Annotated in this window: 19 protein-coding genes and 1 pseudogene; 7 read left to right on the top strand and 13 right to left on the bottom strand. The window is 48.9% G+C overall.

Translation table 11 applies throughout. The annotated features are described in order from the left end of the window. A pseudogene (locus AC5I6P_RS19695) lies at nucleotides 1-937 on the top strand (hypothetical protein); the annotation flags it as partial. A 397-nt stretch (nucleotides 938-1,334) separates the two neighbouring features. Here the strand turns inward: AC5I6P_RS19695 and AC5I6P_RS19690 are convergent. Then, on the bottom strand, nucleotides 1,335-3,410 hold the full coding sequence (locus tag AC5I6P_RS19690; protein ID WP_495695483.1) for a prolyl oligopeptidase family serine peptidase: 2,076 nt from the start codon (nucleotides 3,408-3,410) through the stop codon (nucleotides 1,335-1,337). A 24-nt stretch (nucleotides 3,411-3,434) separates the two neighbouring features. Next, nucleotides 3,435-3,614: a hypothetical protein gene (locus AC5I6P_RS19685; protein WP_495695482.1), complete on the bottom strand. Its 180-nt coding sequence runs from the start codon at nucleotides 3,612-3,614 to the stop codon at nucleotides 3,435-3,437. Nucleotides 3,615-3,705: 91 nt separating this feature from the next. Between AC5I6P_RS19685 and AC5I6P_RS19680 the strand changes: the two genes are divergently transcribed. Further along, complete coding sequence (locus AC5I6P_RS19680) at nucleotides 3,706-5,121, top strand: DUF697 domain-containing protein (protein WP_495695481.1); 1,416 nt, start codon at nucleotides 3,706-3,708, stop codon at nucleotides 5,119-5,121. Between the two features lie 246 nt (nucleotides 5,122-5,367). Here the strand turns inward: AC5I6P_RS19680 and AC5I6P_RS19675 are convergent, their stop codons facing one another. Continuing rightward, nucleotides 5,368-6,249: a DUF2267 domain-containing protein gene (locus AC5I6P_RS19675; RefSeq protein ID WP_495695480.1), complete on the bottom strand. Its 882-nt coding sequence runs from the start codon at nucleotides 6,247-6,249 to the stop codon at nucleotides 5,368-5,370. A 301-nt stretch (nucleotides 6,250-6,550) separates the two neighbouring features. Here AC5I6P_RS19675 and AC5I6P_RS19670 point away from each other — a divergent pair, with 301 nt between their 5' ends. Further along, nucleotides 6,551-7,009, top strand: coding sequence for a YbjN domain-containing protein (locus AC5I6P_RS19670; RefSeq protein WP_495695479.1), 459 nt, complete (start codon nucleotides 6,551-6,553; stop codon nucleotides 7,007-7,009). An 86-nt stretch (nucleotides 7,010-7,095) separates the two neighbouring features. On the opposite strand, the gene AC5I6P_RS19665 is transcribed toward AC5I6P_RS19670, so the two are convergent. Then, entirely contained in the window at nucleotides 7,096-7,560 is a 465-nt protein-coding gene (locus AC5I6P_RS19665) for an orange carotenoid protein N-terminal domain-containing protein (protein WP_495695478.1), read from the bottom strand. 242 nt (nucleotides 7,561-7,802) lie between these two features. Between AC5I6P_RS19665 and AC5I6P_RS19660 the strand changes: the two genes are divergently transcribed. Continuing rightward, entirely contained in the window at nucleotides 7,803-8,570 is a 768-nt protein-coding gene (locus AC5I6P_RS19660; RefSeq protein WP_495695477.1) for a lipoate--protein ligase family protein, read from the top strand. 73 nt (nucleotides 8,571-8,643) lie between these two features. Continuing rightward, entirely contained in the window at nucleotides 8,644-10,653 is a 2,010-nt protein-coding gene (locus AC5I6P_RS19655) for an amylo-alpha-1,6-glucosidase (RefSeq protein WP_495695476.1), read from the top strand. A gap of 109 nt (nucleotides 10,654-10,762) precedes the next feature. Here AC5I6P_RS19655 and AC5I6P_RS19650 read toward each other — a convergent pair whose 3' ends face one another. Together AC5I6P_RS19650 and AC5I6P_RS19645 are read right to left on the bottom strand one after the other, a co-directional pair. Further along, complete coding sequence (locus tag AC5I6P_RS19650) at nucleotides 10,763-11,809, bottom strand: DnaJ C-terminal domain-containing protein (protein ID WP_495695475.1); 1,047 nt, start codon at nucleotides 11,807-11,809, stop codon at nucleotides 10,763-10,765. Between the two features lie 316 nt (nucleotides 11,810-12,125). Continuing rightward, nucleotides 12,126-12,845 carry a Coq4 family protein gene (locus tag AC5I6P_RS19645; RefSeq protein WP_495695474.1) on the bottom strand — a complete coding sequence of 240 codons (720 nt, stop codon included), beginning with the start codon at nucleotides 12,843-12,845 and terminating at the stop codon, nucleotides 12,126-12,128. 765 nt (nucleotides 12,846-13,610) lie between these two features. Between AC5I6P_RS19645 and trxA the strand changes: the two genes are divergently transcribed. Next, on the top strand, nucleotides 13,611-13,928 hold the full coding sequence (trxA, locus tag AC5I6P_RS19640; RefSeq protein WP_495695473.1) for a thioredoxin: 318 nt from the start codon (nucleotides 13,611-13,613) through the stop codon (nucleotides 13,926-13,928). A 77-nt stretch (nucleotides 13,929-14,005) separates the two neighbouring features. Here trxA and AC5I6P_RS19635 read toward each other — a convergent pair whose 3' ends face one another. The 3 genes from AC5I6P_RS19635 to AC5I6P_RS19625 form a co-directional block, all read right to left on the bottom strand. Continuing rightward, nucleotides 14,006-19,033 carry a translocation/assembly module TamB domain-containing protein gene (locus AC5I6P_RS19635; protein WP_495695472.1) on the bottom strand — a complete coding sequence of 1,676 codons (5,028 nt, stop codon included), beginning with the start codon at nucleotides 19,031-19,033 and terminating at the stop codon, nucleotides 14,006-14,008. Nucleotides 19,034-19,277: 244 nt separating this feature from the next. Further along, complete coding sequence (locus AC5I6P_RS19630) at nucleotides 19,278-20,273, bottom strand: pentapeptide repeat-containing protein (RefSeq protein WP_495695471.1); 996 nt, start codon at nucleotides 20,271-20,273, stop codon at nucleotides 19,278-19,280. After that, complete coding sequence (locus tag AC5I6P_RS19625) at nucleotides 20,270-21,490, bottom strand: hypothetical protein (RefSeq protein WP_495695470.1); 1,221 nt, start codon at nucleotides 21,488-21,490, stop codon at nucleotides 20,270-20,272. Before AC5I6P_RS19625 ends, AC5I6P_RS19630 begins: the two co-directional genes overlap by 4 nt. 383 nt (nucleotides 21,491-21,873) lie before the next feature. Here AC5I6P_RS19625 and AC5I6P_RS19620 point away from each other — a divergent pair, with 383 nt between their 5' ends. Then, nucleotides 21,874-22,395, top strand: a complete 522-nt coding sequence (locus AC5I6P_RS19620; RefSeq protein ID WP_495695469.1) for a vitamin K epoxide reductase family protein — start codon at nucleotides 21,874-21,876, stop codon at nucleotides 22,393-22,395. A 101-nt stretch (nucleotides 22,396-22,496) separates the two neighbouring features. On the opposite strand, the gene ccmO is transcribed toward AC5I6P_RS19620, so the two are convergent. From ccmO to AC5I6P_RS19600, 4 genes are all read right to left on the bottom strand, one after another. Beyond that, nucleotides 22,497-23,372, bottom strand: a complete 876-nt coding sequence (ccmO, locus tag AC5I6P_RS19615) for a beta-carboxysome assembly protein CcmO (protein ID WP_495695468.1) — start codon at nucleotides 23,370-23,372, stop codon at nucleotides 22,497-22,499. A gap of 30 nt (nucleotides 23,373-23,402) precedes the next feature. After that, complete coding sequence (locus tag AC5I6P_RS19610; protein WP_495695467.1) at nucleotides 23,403-23,588, bottom strand: hypothetical protein; 186 nt, start codon at nucleotides 23,586-23,588, stop codon at nucleotides 23,403-23,405. Between the two features lie 175 nt (nucleotides 23,589-23,763). Further along, nucleotides 23,764-25,584 carry a mechanosensitive ion channel family protein gene (locus tag AC5I6P_RS19605; protein WP_495695466.1) on the bottom strand — a complete coding sequence of 607 codons (1,821 nt, stop codon included), beginning with the start codon at nucleotides 25,582-25,584 and terminating at the stop codon, nucleotides 23,764-23,766. Between the two features lie 243 nt (nucleotides 25,585-25,827). Beyond that, nucleotides 25,828-26,613 (bottom strand): RNA polymerase sigma factor SigF, encoded by a 786-nt coding sequence (locus AC5I6P_RS19600; RefSeq protein WP_495695465.1) that lies wholly within the window; start codon nucleotides 26,611-26,613, stop codon nucleotides 25,828-25,830. Between the last annotated feature and the right edge of the window lie 235 nt (nucleotides 26,614-26,848).

Raw genomic sequence — 26,848 nt, 5'->3', positions numbered from 1 at the left:
GAAGCACAAGTCGAGCAGCGGTGGCTGGTCTGCTACCTCGTCTGAAGGCTTGAGTTTAGAGCACGACTTCAGCCAAGACCTCAATGGTGATGGAGCGATTGGAGATGCGATAACGCCGATTGAATCAGTTGGCAATACCACCCTTGTGCAGAACGGCTTGAAGCATCTTTCAGTGGAGAGCAACAGCGGCAAGCACACGATTCTGCTGAACCAGAAATTGGTAGGAGCCGACATGTATGCGGGATGGCAAGTGCTAGGAGCAGAGACCGTCAACGGTGAGAACCGTCTGTTGTGGAAGTTTGCTGGCACGAACGAGCTGTACCTGTGGCATCTAGATGACCAGTGGAAGCACAAGTCGAGCAGCGGTGGCTGGTCTGCTACCTCGTCTGAAGGCTTGAGTCTGGAAGCTAATTTCCAAGTAGATGCTAATGGCGATGGCACGCTCTATCAAGCAAACAATGACATTATGGGTGATGTAGATGCCAATACCCTTGATGGTGGAATAGGCAACGACATTCTTAACGGTGGAGCTAGTAACGATATTCTGATTGGAGGTACGGGTGACGATATTCTGATCGGAGGCACAGGCAATGATGTCTTGACAGGTGGAATTGGGAGAGATCAGTTTGTCTTTGATTCGTTGGCTGGAGGTGTTGATACCATTACCGACTTCCTGGTGGGAACTGACAAGCTTGCTGTGTCTGCTACAGATTTTGGTGGCGGACTCGCTGCCAATGCTGAAATTACGGAAGCTCAATTTATCCTTGGTATAGCGGCAATGACTAGCAGCCACCGATTTATCTACGATTCAGGGAGTGGTGCTTTCTTCTTCGACTCAGATGGTTCTGGTTCAACCTCACAGATACAGATTGCTACTCTTAGCAGTGGGTTACTGATGACTCAATCTGACATTCTTGCTGTGGCTCCCAGAAAATAATTGTTCTTGAGATAGGTAAATCTTAAGAGCAATACGTCGGGTAGGTTTTGACACGAGAGCTATCCGTCCTCTAATCACCGAGAAATCTGCTTTATTTCTAGGATTACAACTGTGTCATCTGGCTAAACCGTGAATAGGTTTAACTGAGCGCGATCGCCTTTCTACGATCGCGCTCATTCACTTATCCCAAACCTTGGCTAAACCGTGAATAGGTTTAACTGAGCGCGATCGCCTTTCTACGATCGCGCTCATTCACTTATCCCAAACCTAGTTTGTGGGTATTTCCCCTAGCTACAACTGGATTGTCTTAAACCGTGCTATCACAGCTAGAGGCTTGTAGTCATCGACTTTAGCATTGCAAAATGTTGGATGAACTTAGACGCTTGTCCTTAATAAATCACCCCAGCGTTTCTCTCAAAAACGCCCATTTATCAGCAATTTCTTCGATGACCTTTGCTGTCGGTTTGCCTGCACCATGTCCCGCTTTCGTCTCAATCCGAATTAGAACAGGATTCGTTCCGGTATGCGCCGCTTGTAATGCCGCCGCAAATTTAAAGCTGTGGGCAGGAACAACGCGATCGTCATGATCTGCCGTCGTGATTAGCGTAGCCGGATAATTAGCAGGCTTTAAATTGTGCAGTGGAGAATAGGCGTACAGTGCCTTAAATTCCTCCGGGTCTTCCGGCGAACCGTACTCAGACATCCACGCCCAGCCAATTGTAAACTTGTGAAAGCGCAACATATCCATCACGCCCACAGCGGGTAGGGCGGCTCCAAATAAGTCCGGGCGTTGCGTCATGCACGCGCCCACGAGCAAACCGCCATTACTGCCACCTGCGATCGCGAGTTTAGCAGAAGACGTATAGTTGTTTTGGATCAGCCATTCTGCCGCCGCAATAAAGTCATCAAACACATTCTGTTTTTTGAGCTTTGTGCCCGCCTGATGCCATTCTTCGCCATACTCGCCGCCGCCCCGTAGATTGGCGACTGCATAGACGCCGCCTAGCTCCATCCAGACGAGATTGCCAACCGAAAAGCTTGGTGTCAGAGAAATGTTAAAGCCGCCATAGGCGTAGAGACAGGTGGGATTGTTTCCATCTAGCACCAGTCCCTTTTTGTGGGTGATAAACATAGGGATCTGCGTGCCGTCTTTGCTGCTGTAGAAGACTTGGTGAGTTTCGTAATCCTCTGGATTGAAATCCACTTGCGGCTGACGAAAGACAGTGCTTTCCCCGGTCTCTAAGTTGTAGCGATAGATTGTGTTTGGAGTGGTGAAACTCGTGAAACTGTAAAAGGTTTCTGTATCTTCGCGTTTTCCATCAAATCCTCCGACAGAGCCAATACCCGGTAGTTCGACTTCTCGCACGAATGCGCCGTTGAGGTCAAAAATTTTGATTTGACTGCGGGCGTCTTTGAGGTAGGAAGCGACGAACTGATGGTTAAGAACGCTAATGCCTTGCAGGGTTTCAGTCGCTTGAGGAATGATTTCTTGCCATTGGGCACGATCGGGAGTGGTGGTTGGAATTGCGATCGCGCGTCCTCGCGGCGCGTCCAAATCGGTTTGAAACCAAAACACACTGCCATCGTTGTCAATAAAGCTGAACTCCGCTTCAAATGTGTTGATCAGTTCAACAACCGGAGCCTCTGGGACAGACAACTCTTTGTAAAACACCAGGTTGCGGGAATCTGTGCCCAGCCACACCGAGACGATGAGATAAAGTCCATCTTCGGTGACCCCGCCGCTAAAGCCCCATTCTTTGTGGTCAGACCGTTCGTAAATCAGCAGATCTTCAGATTGATCTGTGCCTAAGCGGTGGTAGTAGAGCTTCTGAAAATAGTTTGCATCTTCCAACTTCGTGGCAGCGTTGGGTTCGTCGTAGCGCGAGTAGAAAAAGCCTTGACCATCATGTGTCCAGGATGCACCCGAAAATTTAATCCATTTCAAGCAGTCTTTTGCATGACCCGACTCGCGGCTGTCGTCTCCTGTTTCGATGTTGCGAACAAACCATTCTTGCCAGTCTGATCCAGACGTCGATAGACCATACGCCATCTGGTGCCCATCCTCACTGATGGCAAATCCGGATAGAGCAACGGTTCCATCGTCTGATAGTTTGTTTGGATCAAGTAAAACTTTCGGTTCATCGTCTAATGAAGTCAGCGTGTAGAGGACGCTCTGATTTTGCAGGCCATCATTTTTGAAATAGAAATAGCGCTTGCCCTGCTTAAACGGAATGCCGTACTTTTCATAGTCCCATAGTTGGGTGAGACGCTGTTGGATCTGCGATCGCTCCGAAAGATTCTGCAAATAGCCAAACGTCAATTGATTTTGTGCCTCGATCCAAGCTTGGCTTTCGTCTGAATCTGGGTCTTCAAGCCACCGATAGGGATCTGCAACCGAGGTTCCGTGATAGGTGTCGGTTTGGTCGGCGGTACGGGTGACAGGATAACGCAGTGACCCAGCAGGATTCGTCATGGCACATCTTCAACGACTACAAATTTAGTTGTAGCGCAGTCGGAGAATTCTGAACATGAGCAACACTTGCGGTTCTCCGACGCTCAAGATGAACGAAGAACCCGCGATCGCGCTATCAGCCAATGTAAGAGTCGGTGCAAGAATCGCGCCTATGAAATCTACTGTTCTTAATTTAGAACAGGCACGGTCACCATTCAACTTCATATCGCAAAGATGCGCCAACTGATAGAGCGGTAAATTGAAGCATTTTAGATGAGAATAGAAATGTGCAGTGCATTCGTTCTTGTGTTGAGCCTTGAATCAGCCCTCTTCTAAAGCCAATCGGTCTAACCCTCAAGAAACGCATCTCAATCGGGCGCGGGGGAGCTTGCGACAAGCGTTTACAAACTACTCGCAGTATCTGCGATCGACAAAAAATGCTGTTTTGCAAGCTACGCTCAAACGCGAATTAGACATCCTTTCGGCCAATCTAAATAAGCTCGATACGTTTGTCGTGCGCATTGCGGTGTTCGGCTTAGTCAGTCGCGGAAAATCGGCGGTGCTGAATGCGCTGATGGACGACAAGGTATTTGAAACAGGCCCAATTAATGGAGTCACGCAGCAGCCGCGCACAATTCGATGGTCGCCTAGAGGGGGCTGGGTGTCACAGCAGAGCGCGATCGCGCCTCAGCAACTCGGCAACGTTCAAATTGAGCTAATTGATACTCCCGGACTTGATGAAGTAGACGGACAAGTGCGGGCAGAGATGGCACAAGAGGTCGCAGCACGCGCTGATTTAATTCTGTTTGTCGTTGCTGGAGACATCACGCGCACAGAATACAAAGCGCTGTGCGATTTGCGGCAGGCTCAGAAGCCAATCATTATTGTGTTTAACAAGATTGATCTGTATCCTGATCAAAGTCGTCAAGCGGTGTATGCCAATCTGCAAAAGCTAGGTGGCAGAACGGGCAGCAGCGAACGACTAGAACAATTGCTGACGCCAGATGAGATTGTTATGGTCGCGGCAGAACCTGCACTGCTCCAAATGCGAGTGGAATATCCCGATGGTCGGATCGCGACTGAATGGGAAACCCCGCCGCCCGACATTGATCAATTGAGGTATAAAATCTTGACGATCTTGAATCGGGAAGGACGATCGCTCTTGGCGCTCAATGCGCTGTCTCAAGCGCGAACGGCTGAAACTCACATGGCACAGCGGATTGTAGAACTCCGCGACGGCGAAGCAGAGGCGCTGATTTGGAAATTTACGCGCTACAAAGCGCTTGCGATCGCGCTCAACCCGATCGCCGTACTTGACCTCATTGGCGGCGCAATTTCGGATGTGGCAATGATTCGTGCCCTCGCCGATTTATATGGTCTACCGATGACGCGCTACGAAGCTGGAAAACTGCTGCAAACGATTTTAGTCAGTTCTGGCAGTTTGCTGCTGGGAGAACTCGGCAGCGGACTTTTGTTTGGACTCGGCAAAAGCGCGTCGGCACTCGCTACTGGAATCGATGGATCAACCAGTTTGTCGGCAATGGCAGGAGCCGCGATCGCGCAAGCCGGAATCGCAGGATACGGGTCTTACTCGGTTGGTCGGGCCGCACAAGTTTATCTAGAACAGGGCTGCACATGGGGAGCGCAAGGCGCAAATACAGTGATTCGCGAAATCCTCAGTCAAGTCGAACCCAACACGATCATCTACCGACTGCGCCAAGAACTGCTGTAAAACTGCGATCGCACCAACTTCAACAGCACTGATGCGATTAGCGCAAAGCGCAACTCTGCAAGACCGCTCCCCAACCTGCTTGGTTCAGGGATGAAGTAACTTGGTGTAACCCCTACTGCTCTTCAATTGGCAACAAACTCTAGAACTGACGAGATGAACGGCTCTACTCATCTGCTACATTTGCTAAGAAATCCGTTGCCAATGAGACTTACAAACTGAGACTTACAAACGGTCTGCAAACTCCGTTTACGCCGTTTCCCAAATGTGCCGAATCTCATCGGGAAGAAAGCCTGCAATTTCCTGAATTCGTTCTTGGGAAAGTTCCTCTTTGGTGGCTGAGAACACCGCCGCCACTACTTCCTCTGGAGGAATAGCGCGAGATAATCCTCCCTCTTGACGAATCCGGAACAGGAACGTATCTGCCTTGATTTTCAACGGCGGACGCACACGGCTTAGAAAGTGAACAATCGGATTGGTGTCTTCCCACAAGTCGGAAACTTCAGTCGCCAGCGGAGTTGCTGTGTAAAGCGTCTTATCGTCGGTGCCTTCCTCGATCGGCACGTGTAATTCTTCAGAAACCTTGTCTACGGCCTCGTTCGTCATCATGTCGCGCATTGTGCGGAACACAACCTCAGTCAGGTCTCTTGCATCATATAAGTCGGAGAGTTCCGCCTTGATCTTGACTTTTTCTAAGAACGGCGTAGCTTCTGTTGGGATCGGGACTGTCTCGCCCTTCTTCTCCGTTAGTGCTTTTGGCGGATTGGCAATCATATCTGCCAGCATCTCCCGCCCCTTCTCAGTCAATTCTGCTTTTTTAAACTCGATCAAATGTGGCAACGGGCCATCGGGCGCACCATAGGTATTCGCAATTCGCAATCCAGACCGTTCGGCATTGACCAGATCGGGCACGTCATCTTGGTTGGCGTAGGCGTTCCCCGAGAATTCAGCATTAATATATTGACGTTGATTTAAGAAATCTAGATGTCCCAAAAACTGGGCTGGTGTCAGTTCAATGCCCGCAAAGTCACCTTCAGTAAATTTGACCGGATCAGCTCCAGGGCCACGATCGCTCTCGTCGATGCGCTTCAGCATGATGTACACGACATCATCACGAATGGAAATCGGCATATAAATCTCCTATAGAGTGTCTTTTAGTTGAGCCAATAGCCTTGCTATCCCATGACTCTCAAAAACTATTGCGCACTGTCTCTATTAGCCTCATCTATCAGGGGGATCATTCCACTCAAAGGAAATTCTGTCAGCGGTCGGATTTATATTTTGCGATGTTAAAAATAAAAATTTTGAATTCAAACTCTCCATTCTTTGCTACAAAGATGAAGAGAAGTGGAACGCTGAGCCGTTACCGCTACAACAAGCGCTACCGTAAATCTCAGTCCCCAACGTAGACAACACATAAACCAGCGTACTTATGGTGAACTATCAATCTGATCCAGACATGACCGAATCATCATCAAGCGAATCGAACGTCATTGAGGTGATCGAAACTGTGATCGACAGCCTCGATCAGAGCGATAGCGCAATGGTGAACGAAACCGATGGCGGACACCTCTGGAAGTTTAAATACGGCAGTGTTGAGGTGTTTGTTCAACTCACAGGCGAGACAGATGAAGACACGTTCACTGTTTGGTCAACGGTATTGCCTCTACCTGCCCAGAACGAACCGCAGTTAATGAAAAAACTGCTAGAAATGAATTGGATGAGTACCTTTGAAGCGTGTTTTGGGATCTTTAACAATCAAATTGTTGTGCTGTCGAGCCGAACCGTTGCAGAACTATCTCCGGGCGAAGTTTCGCGCTTGATTACGGTCGTCGCGACGATCGCAGACGACAATGATGAATCTCTGCAATCTGAGTTTGGTATGACATAGCACAAAGGCGGGGTTGCTCAGTGTCACTTATAGACAACTGAATAACCCCGCCTCAAGCTGATCTAATGGTCTATTAAATCATTACCCTATTGTCCCGCTGGAGCGCCCATTTCCATGACAGCGCTTCTCATGAAGTTGATGCGTTGCTCAAACGACAGCTTAGAAATGGCTTCCGTGAACTTCTCGGTTTCGCTAGGCAACTGGTAGTCAGAAGGCACTTGGATGATTGAGCCATCTTCCATTCCTTGTCCCAACAGCAGCCAGACTTCTAGTCTGCCACTCGAACTGAGGGAAGTGTATTCGCGTCCCCATTCGCTGCTTGCACCACTCACAATGTCTTGCTGCGCTTGCAACTGTTGCTCTTTGGGTAGCTCACGAATGCGATCGCAGTAGGCGTGAGCCGCGACATCAGCGCTGTGAGCAGGGTCAGGGGACAGCTCATCTTTGATATCTAAATAACCAAACCACAGCAATGCGAGTTGCGTATCGACATCGTATTGACGAAATTGCTCTAACGCTTGAGTTGTATCTTGGTCAGTTGCGTAAGTCATAGAGTCCTCCAAAAATCAATTAAAACTCTCTCAGTGATTAGTAATTCCGAGAGGTTCAATCGTTGTTTTTATTTTCTTCACATACCTTAATGACTGCATTTCAATCCTTAACCTAGAAAAAGGTAGAGACCACACATCAAGCGTAAGATAGAGGTATTTGCGGATAGCGGCTCAGAGTAAGGGTTCTAGCCGTCTCTACCAAAAGAGTGAGTATTTTCTTAAGTGTGGATAAATAGCGAAAGATGGAAACGTGGCGGCTCATTCCTCTGATGCAAGCATCGGGACAAGTGCAGATGGCGATCGATAGTTGGCTCTTAGAGCAACATCGATTGGGTAAACATCCACCCACCCTCCGGTTTTACACTTGGTCGCCCGTTACCCTTTCGCTGGGCTATCATCAGCGCCAATATCCAGCCTTCTGGAATCATTTATGGCAAGACTGGAGCATTGCTCTGGTTCGACGTCCCAGTGGAGGACGTGCGGTGCTGCATCAAGGCGACCTCACCTATGCGATCGTCACTTCTGGGCTGTCCGGTAGCCGACTGCAAGCCTACCAAACGATTTCTGAATTTCTGATTCGAGGCTGGCATACGCTCGGCGTTGACCTCCACTATGGGCAGGGGGGACGCGACTATCGGCGCAACCCCAACTGCTTTGGAACGGCGACCGTCGCGGATCTGGTGACTTCTGACGGGGCAAAACTGATTGGCAGCGCCCAACTGCGAAAAGAAGCGGCTATTTTGCAGCACGGTTCAATGCGGCTAGAACCGGATGCCCAGCTTTTCCAGCAGGTGTTTGAGGAAGAGATCAGGATGCCATTGAATTTAGTGGATCTAGCCATAACAGGTGATGTGCTGGTCAACACAGTCATGGATGCTTTGATTGCTAGCGCGATCGCGCAGTTTCAAATTAATCTCGTGGAGCAACCGTTGACCCCATCCGAATGGAATCAAATTGAGGAATCAACTTTCTCATGGCGAAATCAAGCTATATTCAGCAACGCCAACTAGAATTTCAAAGGACGATTGGTAGTCCTGGCGAACGGCGTTAATACTCGATGGATGCAGTACGGGAGCGAATGGGATGGTGATCGATTTTGGGCGCGAAACTTGCGGTGTCTTAGAAACGGCGGAAACGCGAGAATGGTTAGTCACAAATGGGATTGGAGGATTTGCATCAGGTACGATCGCAGGTCTTCTGAGTCGTCGCTACCACGGATTATTAATTGCCGCCCTCAAGCCGCCTCTGCAACGTACCCTGCTGTTAGCCAAGCTAGAAGACTCAGTGCGCTATGGGGAAGATAGTTATCCGTTAACTACGAACCGTTGGTCTGATGGAATGGTTAGACCTAAGGGCTATCAACATATTGAGCGATTTTATTTAGCAGGTACGATTCCGGTTTGGCGCTATGCTTGCGGCGATGCGCTGCTAGAAAAACGCATTTGGATGCAGCAAGGGGAAAACACAACGTATGTTCAATATTATTTACATCGTTCAACGCAGCCGCTAACGCTGGTGTTGAAAACTATGATCAATTATCGTGATTACCACGGTGATACGTCGGGTAATGACTGGCAAATGGATGTTGAATCTGTACCGCATGGCGTTCGCGTATCTGCTTTTCCTCAAGCTGTACCGTTTTATTTGCTGTGTGGTGGCAATATTTCGCTATTTCACGATTGGTATTACGGGTTTGACCTAGCCGCAGAACGATCGCGAGGACTGCGCGATCGCGAGGATCATCTTCATATTGCGACCTTTCAAGCCACGCTAGAACCTGGTCAATCGTTGACGTTGGTTGCGAGTACAGAGGCCACTCCAAATTTAGAGGGAGAAAGCGCCCTGCGATCGCAGCAAGTGTACGAACAGCGCTTGCACGATCGCTGGAAAATTGACTTACAGGGACGGCTGCAAAGCCCTCGCCTTAAACAGGTTGAAAGTAGTCCTCCCTGGATTCGTCATCTCATTCTGGCAGCAGATCAATTCATTGTGAATCGCCCTCAGCCTAACAATCCTAACGGTAAGACGATCATTGCGGGCTATCCCTGGTTCAGTGACTGGGGACGAGATACGATGATTAGCCTACCTGGGCTAACGTTGGCAACAGGACGCACCGAAATTGCGCGATTCATTATTCAAACCTTTGCTCAATCCGTGGATCAAGGAATGTTGCCCAATCGCTTCCCGGATGCCGGAGAACTGCCCGACTACAACACTGTTGATGCGACCCTTTGGTATTTCGTTGCAATTCATCATTACTACATCGCTACTGACGACCAAGATTTAATCGAAGCGTTGTTTCCGGTGTTGGCAGATATTATTGATTGGCATTGTCGTGGCACTCGTTTTGGTATTCATCTTGACGCGGCGGATGGGTTACTGTATGCCGGAGAACCAGGTACGCAACTGACGTGGATGGATGCCAAAGTCGGCGATTGGGTGGTGACGCCGCGGATTGGTAAACCAATTGAGGTGAATGCGCTGTGGTACAATGCGCTCCGCATTTTGGCGAAGTTTGCTCGTCAAATTGGCAAACCTCATCGCGAGTATGATGCGATGGCAGAGCGGACATTAGTGCGATTTTCGCGCTTTTGGAATGAGCCGGTTGGCTACTGCTATGACGTGTTAGATAGCCCAGATGGAGATGATGCCGCGCTGCGTCCAAATCAAATTTTTGCGGTGTCATTGCCCGAAAGCCCGCTGTCTGCGCCTCAGCAAAAAGCCGTTGTAGATGCCTGCTCGCGATCGCTGCTGACCTCTTACGGGCTGCGATCGCTAGACCCGAAACATCCCAATTACAAAGGGCAATATGGCGGTGATCCGGTGCAGCGTGATGGGGCCTACCATCAGGGCACAGTCTGGGCTTGGTTGATTGGGTCGTATGCGATCGCGCACTATCGCGTGTATGACGATGCAATCAAAGCGCGTGAATTTTTAGAACCGATGGCAAATCATCTGTCATCTCATGGTTTGGGAAGCTTGAGTGAGATTTTTGATGGCGATGCGCCGATGGTTCCGAATGGATGTTTTGCTCAAGCGTGGACGGTGGCTGAAGTGTTGCGGGCTTGGTTTGAGATCGGCAAGCCTGGCTAATAAAGCCATACCAGTGCCGTGCCCTTACACAGAGCGATCGCTTAATTGAGGAAAATGCGACTGTGTTAAGGGCGGCAGTGTTAAAGATAGAGAAACGGTATTGATTCGATTACAGCTTCACCGACTTGATATGGCTACGTGGATCATAGCTGCGATGCGTGCGAATGGTTTCATAGGCTTCGCGCTCGATCGCGGTTAGCTCTTTTGGAGGTGCGATCGTAATTTTCACCATTTGATCGCTGCGCTCTCCTTTGAGATTACGCCAGCCTTTCCCTCGCAGGCGTAACGATTGCCCTGAGCGAATTCCAGCAGGCACATTGACCTTGACGCTGCCATCGGGGGTTGGCACATCGATTTGAGTCCCTAACACGGCTTCATCCGGTGCGATCGGGACTTCACACACCAAGTTGTCGCCATCAAACTGAAAGAATGCATGAGGAATCAAGTCAACGGTAAGGTAGAGATCTCCGCGTTGACTTGTGTAGTGCGGGCTAAAGCGTCCTTTACCACGAACTCGAATTCGATTGCCTGCCTTGGTACCTGCCGGAATGCGAACCGTGATGTTGTCTTCACTGCCAATTTGCAGCCGTTTCTCAACGCCGTTAAAGGCTTCAGAAAATGTGAGTTTGATCGAGGCTTCGGTGTCAAGACTTACGCCTGCTGAGGCGCGATTGGCTCTGCCAAAATCCGAGGGATCGCCGCGTGTCCCTCCATCAAATCCACCACCGCCCGGAGTCCGAAATCCACCACCGAACGGATCAGCAGTCCGTCCGTAGCCGCCTGCCGATTTGCCGAGCAAATCGTTGATAAAATCCTCGAAGCTGCCGTAGCGTCCAAACTCGAACTCATCAAATCCTGCCGAGCCTCCCGTGTTAAACGGCGATCGTCCGCCGGAGGGACGCCCTGCGCCTGCTTGTTCGGCTTGACGCCAGTATTGTCCAAACTGATCGTATTTCTTCCGCTTGTCGGGATCAGAGAGGACTTCGTTGGCTTCGTTGATTTCTTTGAAACGAGCTTCTGCGACCTTATCCCCTGGATTAACGTCAGGGTGATACTGCCGCGCCAGTTTCCGAAAGGCCTTTTTAATCTCATCGGCACTGGCGGTTTTGCTCACACCCAGAAGGGAATAGTAATCTTTGAAATTGGTTGCAGCCACTCGCTCATCCCCTCGCAAAATTAGTCATTATTTTAAAGTCACGCACTCTAAGTTTAGAAGCTAATTCAGAATGCCCAACCTGATTGCTCCTCTAGGCTACCAAAATGTCTCTGTGACTAGGGTAGGTTAGATAGCGAAAATACCGTAATTTGGGGTGGTGTTGATAACCCATCACTGGAAGTCAGCGGATTGGCAGCAGTAATGGAGCGCTGAAATGGCTGAGGGAACGATCGCCGCGCTCCGTTTAGGGCGAGAAGCTCGGTAACAAAAATAATTGGTTTAGGCTGTTAAATCTAGTGCCCATGACGTTAAAACTCTAGCTAGAAGCCGCAACGCACTTGTTAGACAATGATTCTGCAATAGATTCTGAAATAGTACTAGGCAAAACGTTCCACTTTGCCTGCAAATCTATCAACGGAATGTCCCAAAGGGTATTCCATTGCACACCGAAGAGAGGCTGAGCTTGTTTGCCTATCCGCCATCCTTCAGTTAAGGCATCCATTAACTGTTCGGCTAAATCTAAATCCTCAACAGTTGTCTTTAGTAAGTTTTTAGCCAGCATCGCGAATGAGAACCGTGAAGCTCGCAATTGTGCTGCCACAAACGCTTGTAATTTGGTCTCGCCTGCCATACTGATATCCGCATTAATGACAACGTGCCAAATATCGTGGACTTCGGTGAGATGCACAATTAAGTAGTCATACTCATCCTCAACGATTTGGCTTTGAATCGGAGTTAAGCCATTGCGGAGTAGATGATCTGAGTAGGCATAGCCTAAGGTTTCTTGGGGCAAAGCATGAAGTTGCTGAAGGTCTATAGCACCTAGGAGCAAACGGTTTTGAATAGCATTCTTAGCTAAAGGATGAGCGGAGAGCAATTCTACTGTTCGTCTAAACCCTGCTTCATCATTAATAGCATTCGCTAGATTCCAGATTGCCTGAAAATCACCGTAGGGAGCTTTCAGTATCTGCATAAAGCGCTCAAACACCTGCATCTTCCATTGTGAATGCTGCTCAGCCGAGTCTTTGGTGTTCATAGATCCTCCTCACCTCAATGGTTTCATAACTTTGTAACGCTCTCGTTGAGGTGGTAACTTGGTTCTAATGCACCATGATAGTAATGTCTCTAAGCCCTTGCAAATCTTAACAAGCCACTTCAAGACAACAACTTTTCAGTATTCTGAACACTGGCCTAGATCATTCAGTACCCAGATACTTAGCATCCTTCCCAATCTCCGATCGCACGTCTCATCCTTGCGGTTCCCCCGGAGTTGCGCCCTACGCTAATCACTCTCCTCACAAAGTTCGCCCTTCACTTGTCGAGATCCAAATGCGGCTATCTCGATCTCACCATCCTGTATCGAGTTTCGCATTGACGCTACTCAATTCCCTCAATTCCACATCGAGTTTGCGCAAAACGTTCCTTGATACAACTTCGCTGTATTGAGTTCGTGCAAAGCCCTCCTTGATACAACTTGGTGATATCGAGTTCACGCAAAAATTTCCTCGATACAACTTGGTGATATCGAGGAAGCGTATCGCGAACTCGATACAGCATCTCGGTACTTGATAACACGTTCACACGTCGCGATTACCCGTAGGGGAACTTGCTTCGCAAACCACAGGCTAAGATTCCCCTTTACCATTAATCTTTACCATTAATTAAGTTGGAGAACGGCTCAGTTTTCTTGATACTGCAATCATTTTTCGGCGATCGCAGTAACAAATCTCCATCTTTCAAACAAGCCGAATTGCAGAACACGCGCTAGTGTTGGAGAGTACGTCATTTAAGGGTCGGACAAATGGCAACAAAGCAGCAATTCAATAGCTTTCAGGAACTAATCGCCAGTTCGGATATGCCAATTCTGGTAGACTTTTATGCTCCCTGGTGCGGTCCCTGTCAAATGATGGCAGGCTTTTTAGACCAAGCCAACGAGCAGTTGAAAGACAAAATTAAAGTTGTCAAGATCAACGTCGATAACTATCCTGATCTAGCCTCTCAGTACCAGATTTTTGCATTGCCTACTTTAGTCTTGTTCAAAAAAGGGCAGCCTGCTCATCGGATTGAAGGCGTTATCCGACCTCAACAGCTAGTCGAACGGATACAATCCCATTTATAAGTTGGTTGTAATTCGCAATTCAGTCAGAATCGAACCCAAAACCTAACGATCGCTACGATTGATTGCGAATTACCTGCTTAAAACCGAGTTTCATATTCAAAAATGGCCCGACTGTCGCCAGAAAAATCGGTTGAACCCCGAAAGAGTAACCCATCGTTGATGCGATAGCGAATTCCAAACTGGGTTGGTTGATCGGAAGTGAGAACGCGAAGCGCCGACGCCGACAGACGACCTGTGATATCAACGCCGACCTCTGCGGCTAAACCAAGGGTCGATTCGCGACGGCGATCGCTGCGCTGGAGCGTTGGAAAGAGTCGAAATTCGCTCAGCCCGATCGCATTACCAATAAAGCCTTGAATGTTGGTTAGCAGCGCAGAACCCGCAAGATTCGCGATACCCAACGTACTATCGCCGCGACCCAGAGTATTGACAAAGCCACCGCCAATCAAGCCAATGATCTCGCCACGGCTTCGACCGGGACTGCTCGTAAGGTCTAAGTTTTCAAACAGTTGACTCGCCCGCCCGGTCGCTTTTGCTTGAATTCGCACGGTTTGCAATGATCCTAAGCCAGTTGCTAGCAGCGAATCATCTCTGACTTCAGAAGAAATATTAGTGGTGGAAATGCGGTTTCGCGTCACTTCCGGAACGGACGCAATGAGGCGGACATCGAGTGTAGGATCAAGCCCCTGCGATCTCGTGAACGTTGCTGTCTGTGGATAGCCCCGCGCTAACACAAATTGGGTAGTAAATAAATTGACCTGTCCGGCTTTCAGTGCAATTGTCCCTTCGGGTTCGGGATTGTTAAGTGTGCCGTTGACGAATAGGTTTCCCCGCGCCAAAAAATTGATGATGGGAGGACTGACAACGCGGACGCGATCGCCTAACACCAGCTTGAGATTGTTAAATTCTAACGGCTGTTGTAATGAGGCTCCGCTTGCTTCATTGCCGCTTGCTTCATCAGGAGAGGAGTCGCCTGCGGTCAGAGAGGCGGTATTGTCAGGAATTAAGACCTGTCCGTCCGTCAACCGGACTTCCCCGCTTAATTGAGGCGCAAAGGCAGTTCCTCCCGCAGAAACATTACCGTTGACGGCCCCTCGATAGAGTCCTTTGAGGTTAATCGCCAATCGATCTAACGAGACCCCTAAGAGATTAGCAGCGTCCGGATCAGACGAATCTAATGTGCCAAATATGGGAAGCACGCCTTGAGCCGATACTTGACCCTGGCTATACTGTCCGTTGAGCGATTGAACCCGGATGCGATCGCGATCAAATTGAATCGAACCCGTCACGCCAGTTAATGGATCAGGTAACGCTTGCGCTGCAATCGTTGCATTGCTAAAGGTAGCGGTTCCCGTTGCTATAGGTTGAAGCAAGCGACCCGTTACTTGCAGTTGAACTGCGCCCTGTCCGCCTTGCCAGGCGATTTGCGGCGTCAACAGATTGAAAAACGCTAACCCTTCATTTTTGACATCAAGTTTGAGATCGATTTGATCGCTTTCGGGAAACGTCGTTGCAAACGGCAAACGATACGGAATGCTACCCTCGATCTGAATCGGTTCCGGTCCTGCAATGGCAATCGTACTGCTCACACTTAAGCGAGCATTTGTGTAGTTAAAATTGCCTGTTGCAGATTGAATTTGAGTTCCATTGACAAATCCATCCGTGAGGTTTACTTCTCCTAGAGCAAAAGGATTATCGCGCCGTCCTTGAATAAAGGCAGAAGCATTGAGCCTACCGCTAATACCTAAGGGCAAGGGATAAATTCGGTTAATCTCATCAACGGGTAGATTGGCGATCGTCAATTGTCCTGACTGCTGTTCGCCGCCAAACTGTCCGCGCAGCGTGATTGCTGCTTCACCTGACCGCAGTTGCAACGGCGATAAATTGACGACTCCATTTTCTAACGTGCCTTTCGCGATCGCTTGTTCGGCTGTGAAAATGCGGTTTGGATCGCGTTGCACTTGTCCGTTAACTACGTCGGCAAAAGATGGGTAGGGACGCCATTCAATGTTTTTTCCACTCAGATCAAACTCCGCCTGAACTCCCGATTGCAGCGAGGCAGAAAAATCAATCGTGCCGTTAAATTCGCCGCGAACATCGGTTAGCTCTGGAATGGTCTGCTCTTGGCGAGCCGTTGCCCGCTGCCGGAGCAACGCAATAATTTCTGAAAACCGTTTGAGCTGGTCGTCTAGCGATCGCTCTGGTGTTCCTACAGCAGCGGTTTTCAAATCAGCAGCCCTCCCATAAGTGGGCGATTGAAGGCCACGGGACAGATCGCTAATTTGAGAGATTTGTAGAGTTTGCAGAATGTCTTCGAGTCTGCCTTGAGAGACCACAACTTGTCCATCAAATTGGGGTTGCGATCGCAGATCTAGATTTCCTGACAGCGCGTATTGGCTGCTGTCTCTTCTGACGATCGTTTCGTCAAACTGAAACACATTGTTGCGATTAACAAAGCGAGTGCTAATTCGCTCTCCTCTAAACGTTCCGAGGTGGGGATTGTCTACGGCTAACGCTCCATTCACCACGCGCAGTTGATCTAAATCAATGTTGAAATTTCCTGAAAGCTGCCCACCAAAACCACCCAAAGCGGCTGTATTAACCCCTGGAAGAATAAAGCCATCCAGTTCTAGTTGTCGAACGTTAACCGCAAACAAATTATTTGCCGTCGCTCTGCCGATGACCGTTGCGCTACCTCGTTGCACATCGAGCGAAATCGGTCGATACGCCGGATTCAGCGCTAGTGCGATCGCATCGCGAGTGCCTGCTACTTGGACGTTAAATCCTCCAGTTGGATTTAGTTGTAAATTGCCGCGCAAGATCGGATCAAAAGCAATCCCGTTTAGCGATAGTCCCCGCACCGTTGTACTTCCGACCACTCTGGGAGCCGCAGGCGTTCCGGTGAGGCGTCCAGTCAGATCAACGGCTCCGCTCAGTTGGGTTACAGGGGGACGAGGAATGGGGAGATTGACGAGAGCATAGCCTGTAGTGCGGATGTCGAGATCGAGCGCGGTGATTTCAAGCCGTGGCTCGAGGCGAGTAAAGAGCGTGCCGTTAGCGCTAAATCCGGGAGCTGTGGCTTGCTGAACATTAATATTGCGACCATTCCAGGCGATTTGAGCTGCGATCGGGTCAGTGATTAGAGAAATGCCTTCAGACAATCGCACTCGTCCATTAGCGCGAATATTTGAGGGACTGAAGGAATTCACAGTTCCGGTCACGTTCAGATTTCCGGTTAACTGACCGCGCAAGTCTGGAGAAAATTGTTTTAGCCCAATGCTTGCGATTTGCGTATCGGCCTTCCACTGTCCTCGAATAGCATTGATCTTAGCGTTGATGTTGCCAATGCCTTCAGTGAGTCTAGCCTGTCCATTAATTTGAATATCAGCAAGGTTAAATGAACTCAATCGCCCTGCTAACTTAAAGTTTCCGCTTACCCGCCCGGCTACCGATCGAACAAACTGAGCTGCTCGAATACCCGATGCTCCAACCGTTGCTTCCCAGCGCTGCCCAACGGTTTGTCCAGTTGCGGTTACGGTTCCGTCTGCCACTTGCAAAACGGTGTTGCGTAGCGTAGCGTTTCCGTTAGCGATCGCAATTTCTCCAGTGCCCGGATAGGTTGCTTCAGGGGCTTGCCACTGCGCGATCGTTTGCACATTATCTAACGTGCCGCTAATTTGCGCTTGAGTGTTGACACGACCAACGGTAATGGAAGGAGACGCATTATAGAGTTTTGCGATCTGATCTCCTGGCAAATTCTCACCCCGGACGTTGAACGCGATTGTTCGAGACGTGCCCAGATTCAGAACACCATCTCCACTGAGCTGTCCGCCTACCGTAGGCGTTGCTCGCAGGTTAGAAATAGCGAGATTCTGAGTTTGGGTATTGAGTCGAAAATCTGTGATCGCTTGAGTCAAGGTGAATCTATCAACCTTGGTTGGTTTTGCACTGCGAACATTGCCGGACACAATGGGTTGATCGATCGCTCCAGTCAATTTTACGTCTGCATTGACGACTCCGGAGGTCGCCACCGGAAGCTGAACCTTAAAGGTATTTACAAAATCTGCGATCGCTAAGTTTCTGACAGTTGCAGCGAGATCAAATCCTTTTTGAGTATCTATTTTGCCATTGGCAATCAATGGAATTTTTCCTAACGTTCCTGTTGTGTTCTCTAGAGTAATTACTGTGTCATTAACTTGTAAGTTTCCCGTTGCCCTAGTCAATGTTTGTGGCAACTGAGGAACTTGTAGTGCTACATCTTTAAACTGGGCTGTACCTTTTACAATAGAGCGAGCCTTTGGACGGAGAATAACGTTGAAGTTTCCGTTTCCTCGTCCTTGCGTCAGATCGATCGGCAACTTCACTAATCGATCGATTTCTGCGACTAAAAAGTTTTGTCCTCTAACGTTGAAATTAAAATTTGCGCCCTGATTATTGAGCAGTTCGCCCTTGAGATTAAACTTACCGCCTGTGGTCGATTGTCCGTCTAAGTCAAACGCGATCCGGCGGCTGCGATCGAAGATGTTGGCGTCACCGCTTATGCGGTTTAGATTGACAGAAATTCTCTTTTTCCCAAGTTCTGGAAACGGAGCTAACTCCAGTGTGGCATCTTCAAATCGAAGTGATTTCAGTTCTGTGGTGACAGTTCCCGTATCCGTTTGGGCAGAAATTTGTGTTTCAATCCATGCTCCATCTTTATCTTGATCCAGATAGAGATTCGGTTTAATTAATGTGACATCTAGATCTAATTTACGGGTCAATATCACTTGCCATAAGTTAAATCCAACCTTGACTGACTCAATCGCCGCGCGATCACGATCGGTCGCTGTTGCTGGAATGTCGCTTTTGCCAAATCGTAAACTCGCCAGCGAAACGCCCTCGATCTTACCTAACCGAACCGGACGATCGAGCGATTTACTCAGACTCGCTTCGACTATCGGCGCAAGTTTCTGCGTGATAAAGAACCACCCATAGACCATACCACCTACGATCGTAAGCAATCCAACGAGGACAAGCGGAACGCCGACGCGACTGAGCAACACGAGCCACAAGCGTTTACTAGAAGGATTTCGGGGATTATTTTTAGGTTCGGGCGATGGAGTCATCTACACGAAGACACAAAAGAGCCAATATATAGTTAGCACACCCCCGAATTTCTGAGCCGAAGAATTTCTAAAAGATGTCAAAAATAAAGCACGTGGACAAGTCTCCAACAGAGTATAAATCGCGATCGTCATCTCCAACACGGCAACCATAGTCTCTGCTAGCGCAAAAATCTAGATTGATGAAGCGCGATCGCGCCGCTGTTAAAATTGTTACCTCTCCAGCCGTGTTCCGATCTGCCCCTCGTCATGCCTCCACGCTTCCATCAGGCAGCGTTGTCCCTGTTAAGATTGCTCCCCCTAGTAGAGCGCTACTGAGTTCTGCTTTGGCAAGATTCGCGCGGGTGAGGTTTGCACCTTGAAGATTTGCCCGACCCAAGTACGCTTCAATCAAAACCGCTTCGACTAAGTGGGCATTTTTCAAGTTGGCGCGACTCAGGTCAGCTTGGTTCAGTCGGACTCGGTAAAGATTGGCGTGCTGCAAGCTCGTTTTGTGCAAGTTGGCAGCGTTGAGGGTCGCATCTGCTAAATCTGCGTCATTCAGATTGGCGTCACTCAGCCTTGCGCGATTAAGCTTTGCGTCGCGCAAGCTCGCTTGACTGAGATTTGCTCCGCTCAAGTTGGCGTCAGTTAGAAACGCGCCGTTCAAGCGAGTTTCACTCAGGTTGGCTTGGCTCAGATCGACTTCTCGCAAATTGGCCTCATTCAAATTCGCCCCTGCAAGATTGGCTCGACTGAGATCGGCTCCTGCTAGGTTTGCCCCGCGCAGATCAGCCCCGCGCAAATCCGTTCCTCGTAAGTTTGAGCCGTCGTAGCAGCGTTTCTCTTCCCGGAAGTTTGCCCCTTTTAGACAGGCTCCCCGCAAGTCGGCTCCGCTCAAATTGACGTTACGCAAGTCTGCCCCGATCAAATTTGCATCCAGTAGTACGGCTAGACCTAAATCAGCCCCTCGTAAATCGGCGTTGTAGAGAACGGCTCCTTGTAAGTCAGCATCTCGCAAGTTTGCGTTGAGTAAGTCGGCTTGGCTCAGGTTTGCCCCACACAGTTTTGTGCCCAGCAAATTTGCCGAGGTTAAGTTCGATCGATTGAGGTATGCCAAGACCAGAGTCGCGTTGTGGAGATCAGCATGGCTCAAATCCACTCCAATGAGGTCTGCTCCCATTAAGTTTGCGCTACTTAGATTTTGTTTAGAGAAATTAGTTTCCCCTGCTTCATAGCGTTGTAGTAATTCTTCAGCGTTCATATAGTTCTCCCCAAAATTTCCTGGCGACCCTTTGGATCTTCGCGGAGCGAATCGCGGCTTTGATGTGGTTCTGGAGACGCAGAAGGTTGGGCCACAACTTGAGTGGGACTGGCACAGGTGATATCGGCAGCACTGCCTGACTGCAAAGCGTGCTGAATTTGCTGCTGTAGCACACTATAGTTTGGCTTTAGCGCCTTGACTAGCGCCTGTCCAACGTCGAGATACTCGTTGCCACCTCCTAGTTCAGACGGATCACTAAACTGTTGCGCCATCTCTTGGAGCCTGTGTTGCAGATCTTCTAGTGCCGTGCGGTTTGAGGTGCACTCTGTGCTAACCGCTTGACTCAATATTGTTCGCAGTAACCCTTCTAAACTGTAGAGCTTAAGGTTGGACCAATCCTGCGATCGAAACTCAAACCGATAGTAAGCCAGCGAAAACAGCAAAATTTTAGCGCGGAGCGGATTGGTGTACTTGAAAATCTCTAACCGCAGATCAAATAAATCGATGGGGAGCGGCTTTGATGGGGAATAGGCTTCCGCTGTTGGGGCTAAATCCGTTGCTGTCGGCCTGGGCGGTTTTGCAGGAGGGATCTCGATGGAATACAACGGCTCGATCACCTGCAAAATGGCTTCTGCAATCAGGGCATACTCGATCGGCTTATTCAAGGTTTTGACGGCGGCGGCTAATCCAACTCGGAGGCAGTCAAGCGTGGCGTATGCTTTTGTTAGCTCCTGAAGCAAATCTGTTAGCAACGTTTGCTCAATGACATAAGGATTCGCTTCCCAATATTTTCGACACACACAAATCAATAGTTTCTTAATGCGGCTGAGATTGGCATCAGATTCCAAAAGGTGTGCAATTTTTGCGTGAGGGGTTACAGGCTGTGATGAGCTGACAATCTGCGTCGTTGCCTCACTGTCAGAACCGCTCGTCACGTAAAGCACGGATAGCTCAGTGGTGATGAACTGTGCAACAACCTGATATTCAGCGGATTTGTTCAGCATGCCGACTAGATGATTGAGATGCGATCGCAGTCGCTCTAAAGTCGGATAGCGCTGGCGAAGTTCGTCTACTAATTCTTCCAAATCAATAGCACTTAAACGAGCAGAATCGTTCTCCCACCAGTCTTTGCAGGCATAGAGCATTAATTTCTTAATCCGAACGGCATGGGTGTCGCGTTCAAATTGATGAGCAATTAGGGCAGATGCATCCGACATCAAACCATACGGAAACTACAGGCGTAGAGTGCCCTTTTAGAGGGAGGTTCTCACGGAGGGAAAAATTGAGGGATGCAGAATGTCTTACAGCAACGTTTTAGTAAAAAATAACTTGTAAAAAACAACTTGTAAGTAAAACAACGGTCTACTACCGACAGGGTGGCAAACGGCTATCCGCTAATTACTCGCACGATGAAGTTTACGAGAGTAAACCTGTCGCTTGAAAAAGGTGTGTTTGTAGTTCAAAACTCCTTCTAGCGTTAGGTGTTCCATAGGGTTTCCATCTCCACCATGAAAGGGAACTGCCCCCATGTGCAGAATGCTGCCATAAGTGTAACGGCGGATGGCAGTGCCAACTTAAACACCAGGAGACAAAACAGCTAATGGAGCCACGACAGCTTAGCGAAGAACTGCGTAAAGGGCAGAGCGACGACCTCACTCGCCGCCGCTTAATTGTTGGACTATCTACGTTGGGAGGAGCGATGGGACAAATCGTCACACTCTATCAAACTGGAGTGATCAGTGACTTACCCGATCCTCCCATCCCCATTTTTGATTCAAGCAAAGTGGATGCTTCTAACTACGCCTACAGCCGCTTTAATTCGCCAGATGGTCCGCTGATGATACTCAATTACGCAATTACCGCTTGGCTTGCGAGCGCAGGGGGTAAGGATCGAGCGCGGAATACTCCCTGGCTACCGATCGCGATGGCAGGCAAAACGCTGATGGACTCGGTGCTGTCTGCGGAGCTAGCGCGCGAGGAGTGGAGCGAGAACGAAGCCCTCTGCGCCTACTGCCAAGTCGCAACGCTGGCCTCCTTTGCCTCCTTCGCTCTCGCGATACCCGAAGCATTGGCAGCAACTCGGTATTGGCTTGGAAAGCGCGATTCAGTCAAAAATTCGTAAGCCAAAAATTCGTAAGCAATAGACGAGGGATGAAATCAGCTCTGATCCTTTTTTCATCCCTCGTCTATTGCTTAATGCAGCACTAGATTAAGCAACGCCCGTTATTCCTCAGGGAATTGGAGGGGTTCGTTTTCGACGATCGGTTCAATAACAGGTTCAGCAATAGGTTCAGCAATAGGTTCGGCAATAGGTTCGGCTGCTGGCTCAGGGAATTCTACTGCTCGTGCTTCGGGGAGTTGTTTGTCTTGGGAAAGAGGAGCCGCTAAGGGGATAGGCGCTTTCTGAAGCTCTGGAAGGGCGACTAGCTCTCGCTCTACTTCGCGAACTTGAATTGGAATTTGGAGTGGCTGTAGTTCTTCGAGCCAGCATTTCGCAAGTGGTAAGGTCTGATCTAGATCTTCTAGAGCGCGTGGAATCACCATCACAGAGTGCAGTTCTCCGATGCGATCGGCTTCTTGCATGCCCACATCGACTGCCATCGCCACATTCGCAACCGTTCCTCGAATAATCGCAGTACACAGCCCTGCGCCAATCGAGTGGTACGCTGTGAACGTCACATCAGCAGATTTGAGCATGGCATCTGCCGCGCCGACCATCGCTGGAAATCCGCGCGTTTCTAGAAGTCCCACTGCTAAGTTTCGGAACCGATTGCCTTCTTGACCCAACGCGAGTTGTGCAAGCTTACTGCCAATCGGCAACACGGCTTCTAAATTTGCCATGGGTCGAGCAATCACAATCGTTGAAACCTCTTGCCCAAATTGCTCGGCAGTGTCTTTGCCCACGTCGATCGCTAATCGCACATCAGAAATGCCACCCCGAACAACGGCCGTACAAAAGCCGCCGCCAATCATTTCATAGCCGACAAGCGTTACCCCGGCTGACTTCAGCATCATGTCTGCCGTCCCTACGATCGCAGGGAAACTTTGGGTCGAAATGAGACCAAGGGCGGTATCGGTAAAGCGGTCTGAGCGATTCATCAGCAAGGGAGAGGTGAGGGTGATCTAATCTTAACGTTGGATCTTCTCAAAAATCCGACCAAAGATCTTTAGGGCTTCGGAAGTTTGCTTCTGAGCCGAGGTGTGAACGCAGGCCAAAATACTCCATTGAAGGGTTGGAATATTTAGATATTGTGCAACTGATAAAAGCTCCAGAAGTGATGAAAAATTGTGACCCATCGTAACGAGGACTGCCATCACATTATCTCGCACAGTGCTGCTCTAGAACGATGCGAACCGCTACAGAGGCCCTCAAATACGTCAACACCTCCTCAATTCATGAACATTATTGTCGCTGTCCCGACCAATGACTCGAGGTTGACCTCTTGAAACAGAGCGTTGAAACAAAGTCATGACCCTAGCTTCCGTTTTATCAATTGTTACTTAACGAGTTTGTTTTCTTACTCAGCGGATTCAAGCTGCCATCTCGCTCGCCTCTATTTTCCTTTTTTTCCTTGTCTTCTGGAGATTCATGGAGTGAGAAAATTTGCTGCGGTACTCCGATTTCAATCCCTTCTGAATCTAAAGCCAACTTCAAGCGACGGCGAAACTCGCGTCCTACGTTCCACTGTTGTAGTGGCTGCGTTTTAATCCAGACTCGAATCGTGATGCCATTACTACTAAAATCCTCGACTCCTAGTACCTCCGGTGGCTCTACAATTTTCTCCTGCCAGTCCTGAGCTTGGCTCAATTCAGTGCCGATCTCTTGAATCAACTGTATGGCACGATCCAAGTTGGTGTCAGATGAAATTACGATCGACAAATCTACCCGTGACCAATCTTTCGACAAATTTTCTACAACAGTGATAGTACTATTTGGAATGGTAATTAAGCGCCCTTCTGCGTTGCGTAACTGCGTGATTCTCAAATTAAGCGATTCAACTAAGCCACTGACTTTACCAACCTGAATGATGTCACCTACAGCGTACTGATCTTCTAATAAAATTAAAAACCCATTAATCACATCTTTGATCAAACTTTGAGAGGCTAGCGAAATTCCTAAACCAACAATTCCTGCTCCTGCTAGTAGTGGGATAATTTGGATGCCAATTGAAGATAAAACTAGTAGAATTGCAATACTAATGAGTACGATCGCAGCTAAACTTTTCGCTACTTTAGAAAAGGTAGACAATCGGAGAAAAACTCGCTGAGAGTCTTTTAGAGAAATAAAATCGCCTTTTTCTAATACGCGAAATAATCGATCGATCAATACATCGCTGACTCGCATCAAAACATAAGTCACTAATATAATCGTGACCACTCTTAATGGCGTCGATAGCACAATTGGCTGTAGCCAACGAGTGTAAGGAAACAATCCTAATAGCACGAACCCGCCGCTACTCCAAATCACCGCTTGTCCAAGTTTTAGGAGACGACGTTGGACATCCTTGAAGTTACGCTGCTGCCGCTTCATCATCTGTTGCTGCACAATCAGATGCGTTTCATGAGGAGATAATTCTTGAGTCGAGGGAACAGGTGGGATCTCTGAGGTAATGCGATCGCGCTGCTCTTTGAGCCGTCGCTGAACGTGAGCCAAGGCTCGACTCGCAATAGCTAGGCTAAGCACAATCCCCAGCGCCACAAGAACCTGCCGACTCAAAAAATCAGACTGCCGTTCTTGCCGCGATCGCAGCAATGCCGACCGAATAATTTGGGTTAACTCTTCGGCATAAGCAGATGGCTCTTGCCCTTGCAATTGAGCATCTAGGGTTGTTACCGTCATCAGATACTGGCCATTCACTGAAATGACCGGCAGATTGCTGCTCGAATCGATCGTTGAACTCACTTTCAATTTGGCTTCGTCGAGGTTCCGTTTCGCAATTCGGTTGAGTGTCGCTTCAATTCCCTCAATGCGAACTCGCAGCGGCATTGTTGAATTATTTTGAGTCGAGTTATTTTGAGTCGAATCGCGAACAACGGACGATGCGATCGTAAATAACCGATAACCATCCAAGCGCACCTCTCCCTTCTGCACTTCGGCGTCAGGTATCAGCGAATTACCGAGACGCTTCGGTAACTCAAGCGGCGACGCCAGTTTAGGCAGACTTGGAATAGGTGAGGCAGGTTCTTGTGCAGCAGGCTCTTGTGCGAAAGTAGGCTGGCTCAGGAATAATACTAGACTTAGCCCAATTGAGAGACCAACAGCGAGGTTGTTCCGTCGTACTTTTCTAGTGAAGCTCCTGCAAAACCGCACATCCATTCCTCCTAACTTAGTCAATAACTTAGTCAATATTAGTCAACACTGTTCTGTCGCAATCATGATTCGGTCTTCCGATTCGTCTTCATTGTTACCGTACATCCACTTTGTCTGCAACCCAAAAAAAGGTCTGCAAGCCCCAAAAAAGGAAGCCGGACTGAAGAATCTTCAATCCGGCAAAACTCGATAGACTTTAGATGATGGACACAAAGGCTCTGCTAGAGCGCTTCTTGGTCAAACTTAAGGATCAGATTGCAGTACCTGAGGCTGAAGCAACCCGACCATCTGCTGAATGCCGCGATGAATGCGACGAGTCACTGTCATCGGGCTAACTCCGATCTGTTCGGCGACTTCTTTACGAGACAGGTCGTGCAAAAAAACATATTCGATCGCTTGCCGAGTTTTATCTTCTAGCTGGTTCATTGCCTTCTGCAACTGCTGACGATCTTCTTCGAGATGTTGCAGGGCTTGATAGCGAGCATCGGGCAAGGTATCGCCGAGCGTCATGGGAGAATCAAGCTGTTGGCACACGGTTGCGTCTAAACTCAAGGGCAAACGGTTCTTGGCAGCTAACTTGCTCTCTCGCCATTCGTTGAGCGTTACACCTAGTACCGTTGCAATCTCGTCGTCGGTCGGTTGGCGACCGTTTGCTTCGGATAGCTGTTCACGAACGCGCTGTCCTTCTTTATTGAGTTGTTGCCAACGGCGGGGAATCTTAACAGTACCAGCGCGATCGCGCAAGAAGTGCAGCATTTCACCCCGAATGTAAGGAACGGCAAAGGAGCTAAAAGCGCAGCCTTGATTGGGGTTAAATCGCTCAATGGCGCGAATCAAACCGAGATAGCCAATCTGCTCTAGATCTTCGTAGGGTTCTGCACATTGGTGACTAACCCGGTGAGCGATTTTCCGAACTAAGCCAGCATTCATCTGCACTAACTGGTTTCTGACTCGAACCGAGGGGTTTTGGTGATAGGAGACCAGTAATTCCATACCACGAGAGCGGAGAGAAGATTGAGTTGCCATCATCTGTACAAAGGTCCGTCGTTCACATCAGCGTTGAGCTTATTGTCGATTTAAGCCCTAGGAGAAACCATCGTCGATTTACGGTACTGAGCAAAGCTTCTTCTAGGTATGTTCGGCAGAAACACGGAAAGTCGTTTGCCTTTGTAGTGAGATGTTTTCAACTTTCTTTGTGTGTGATACAGATCATTGAAATCCTTTGAAAGTATGGTTAAATATGGGGCTAATTTAAGCAGGCCAA

It is taken from the genome of Myxacorys sp. (assembly GCF_059501405.1).
The sequence above is the reverse complement of the archived record's forward strand: the minus strand, read 5'-3'. Positions and strand labels throughout refer to the sequence as shown.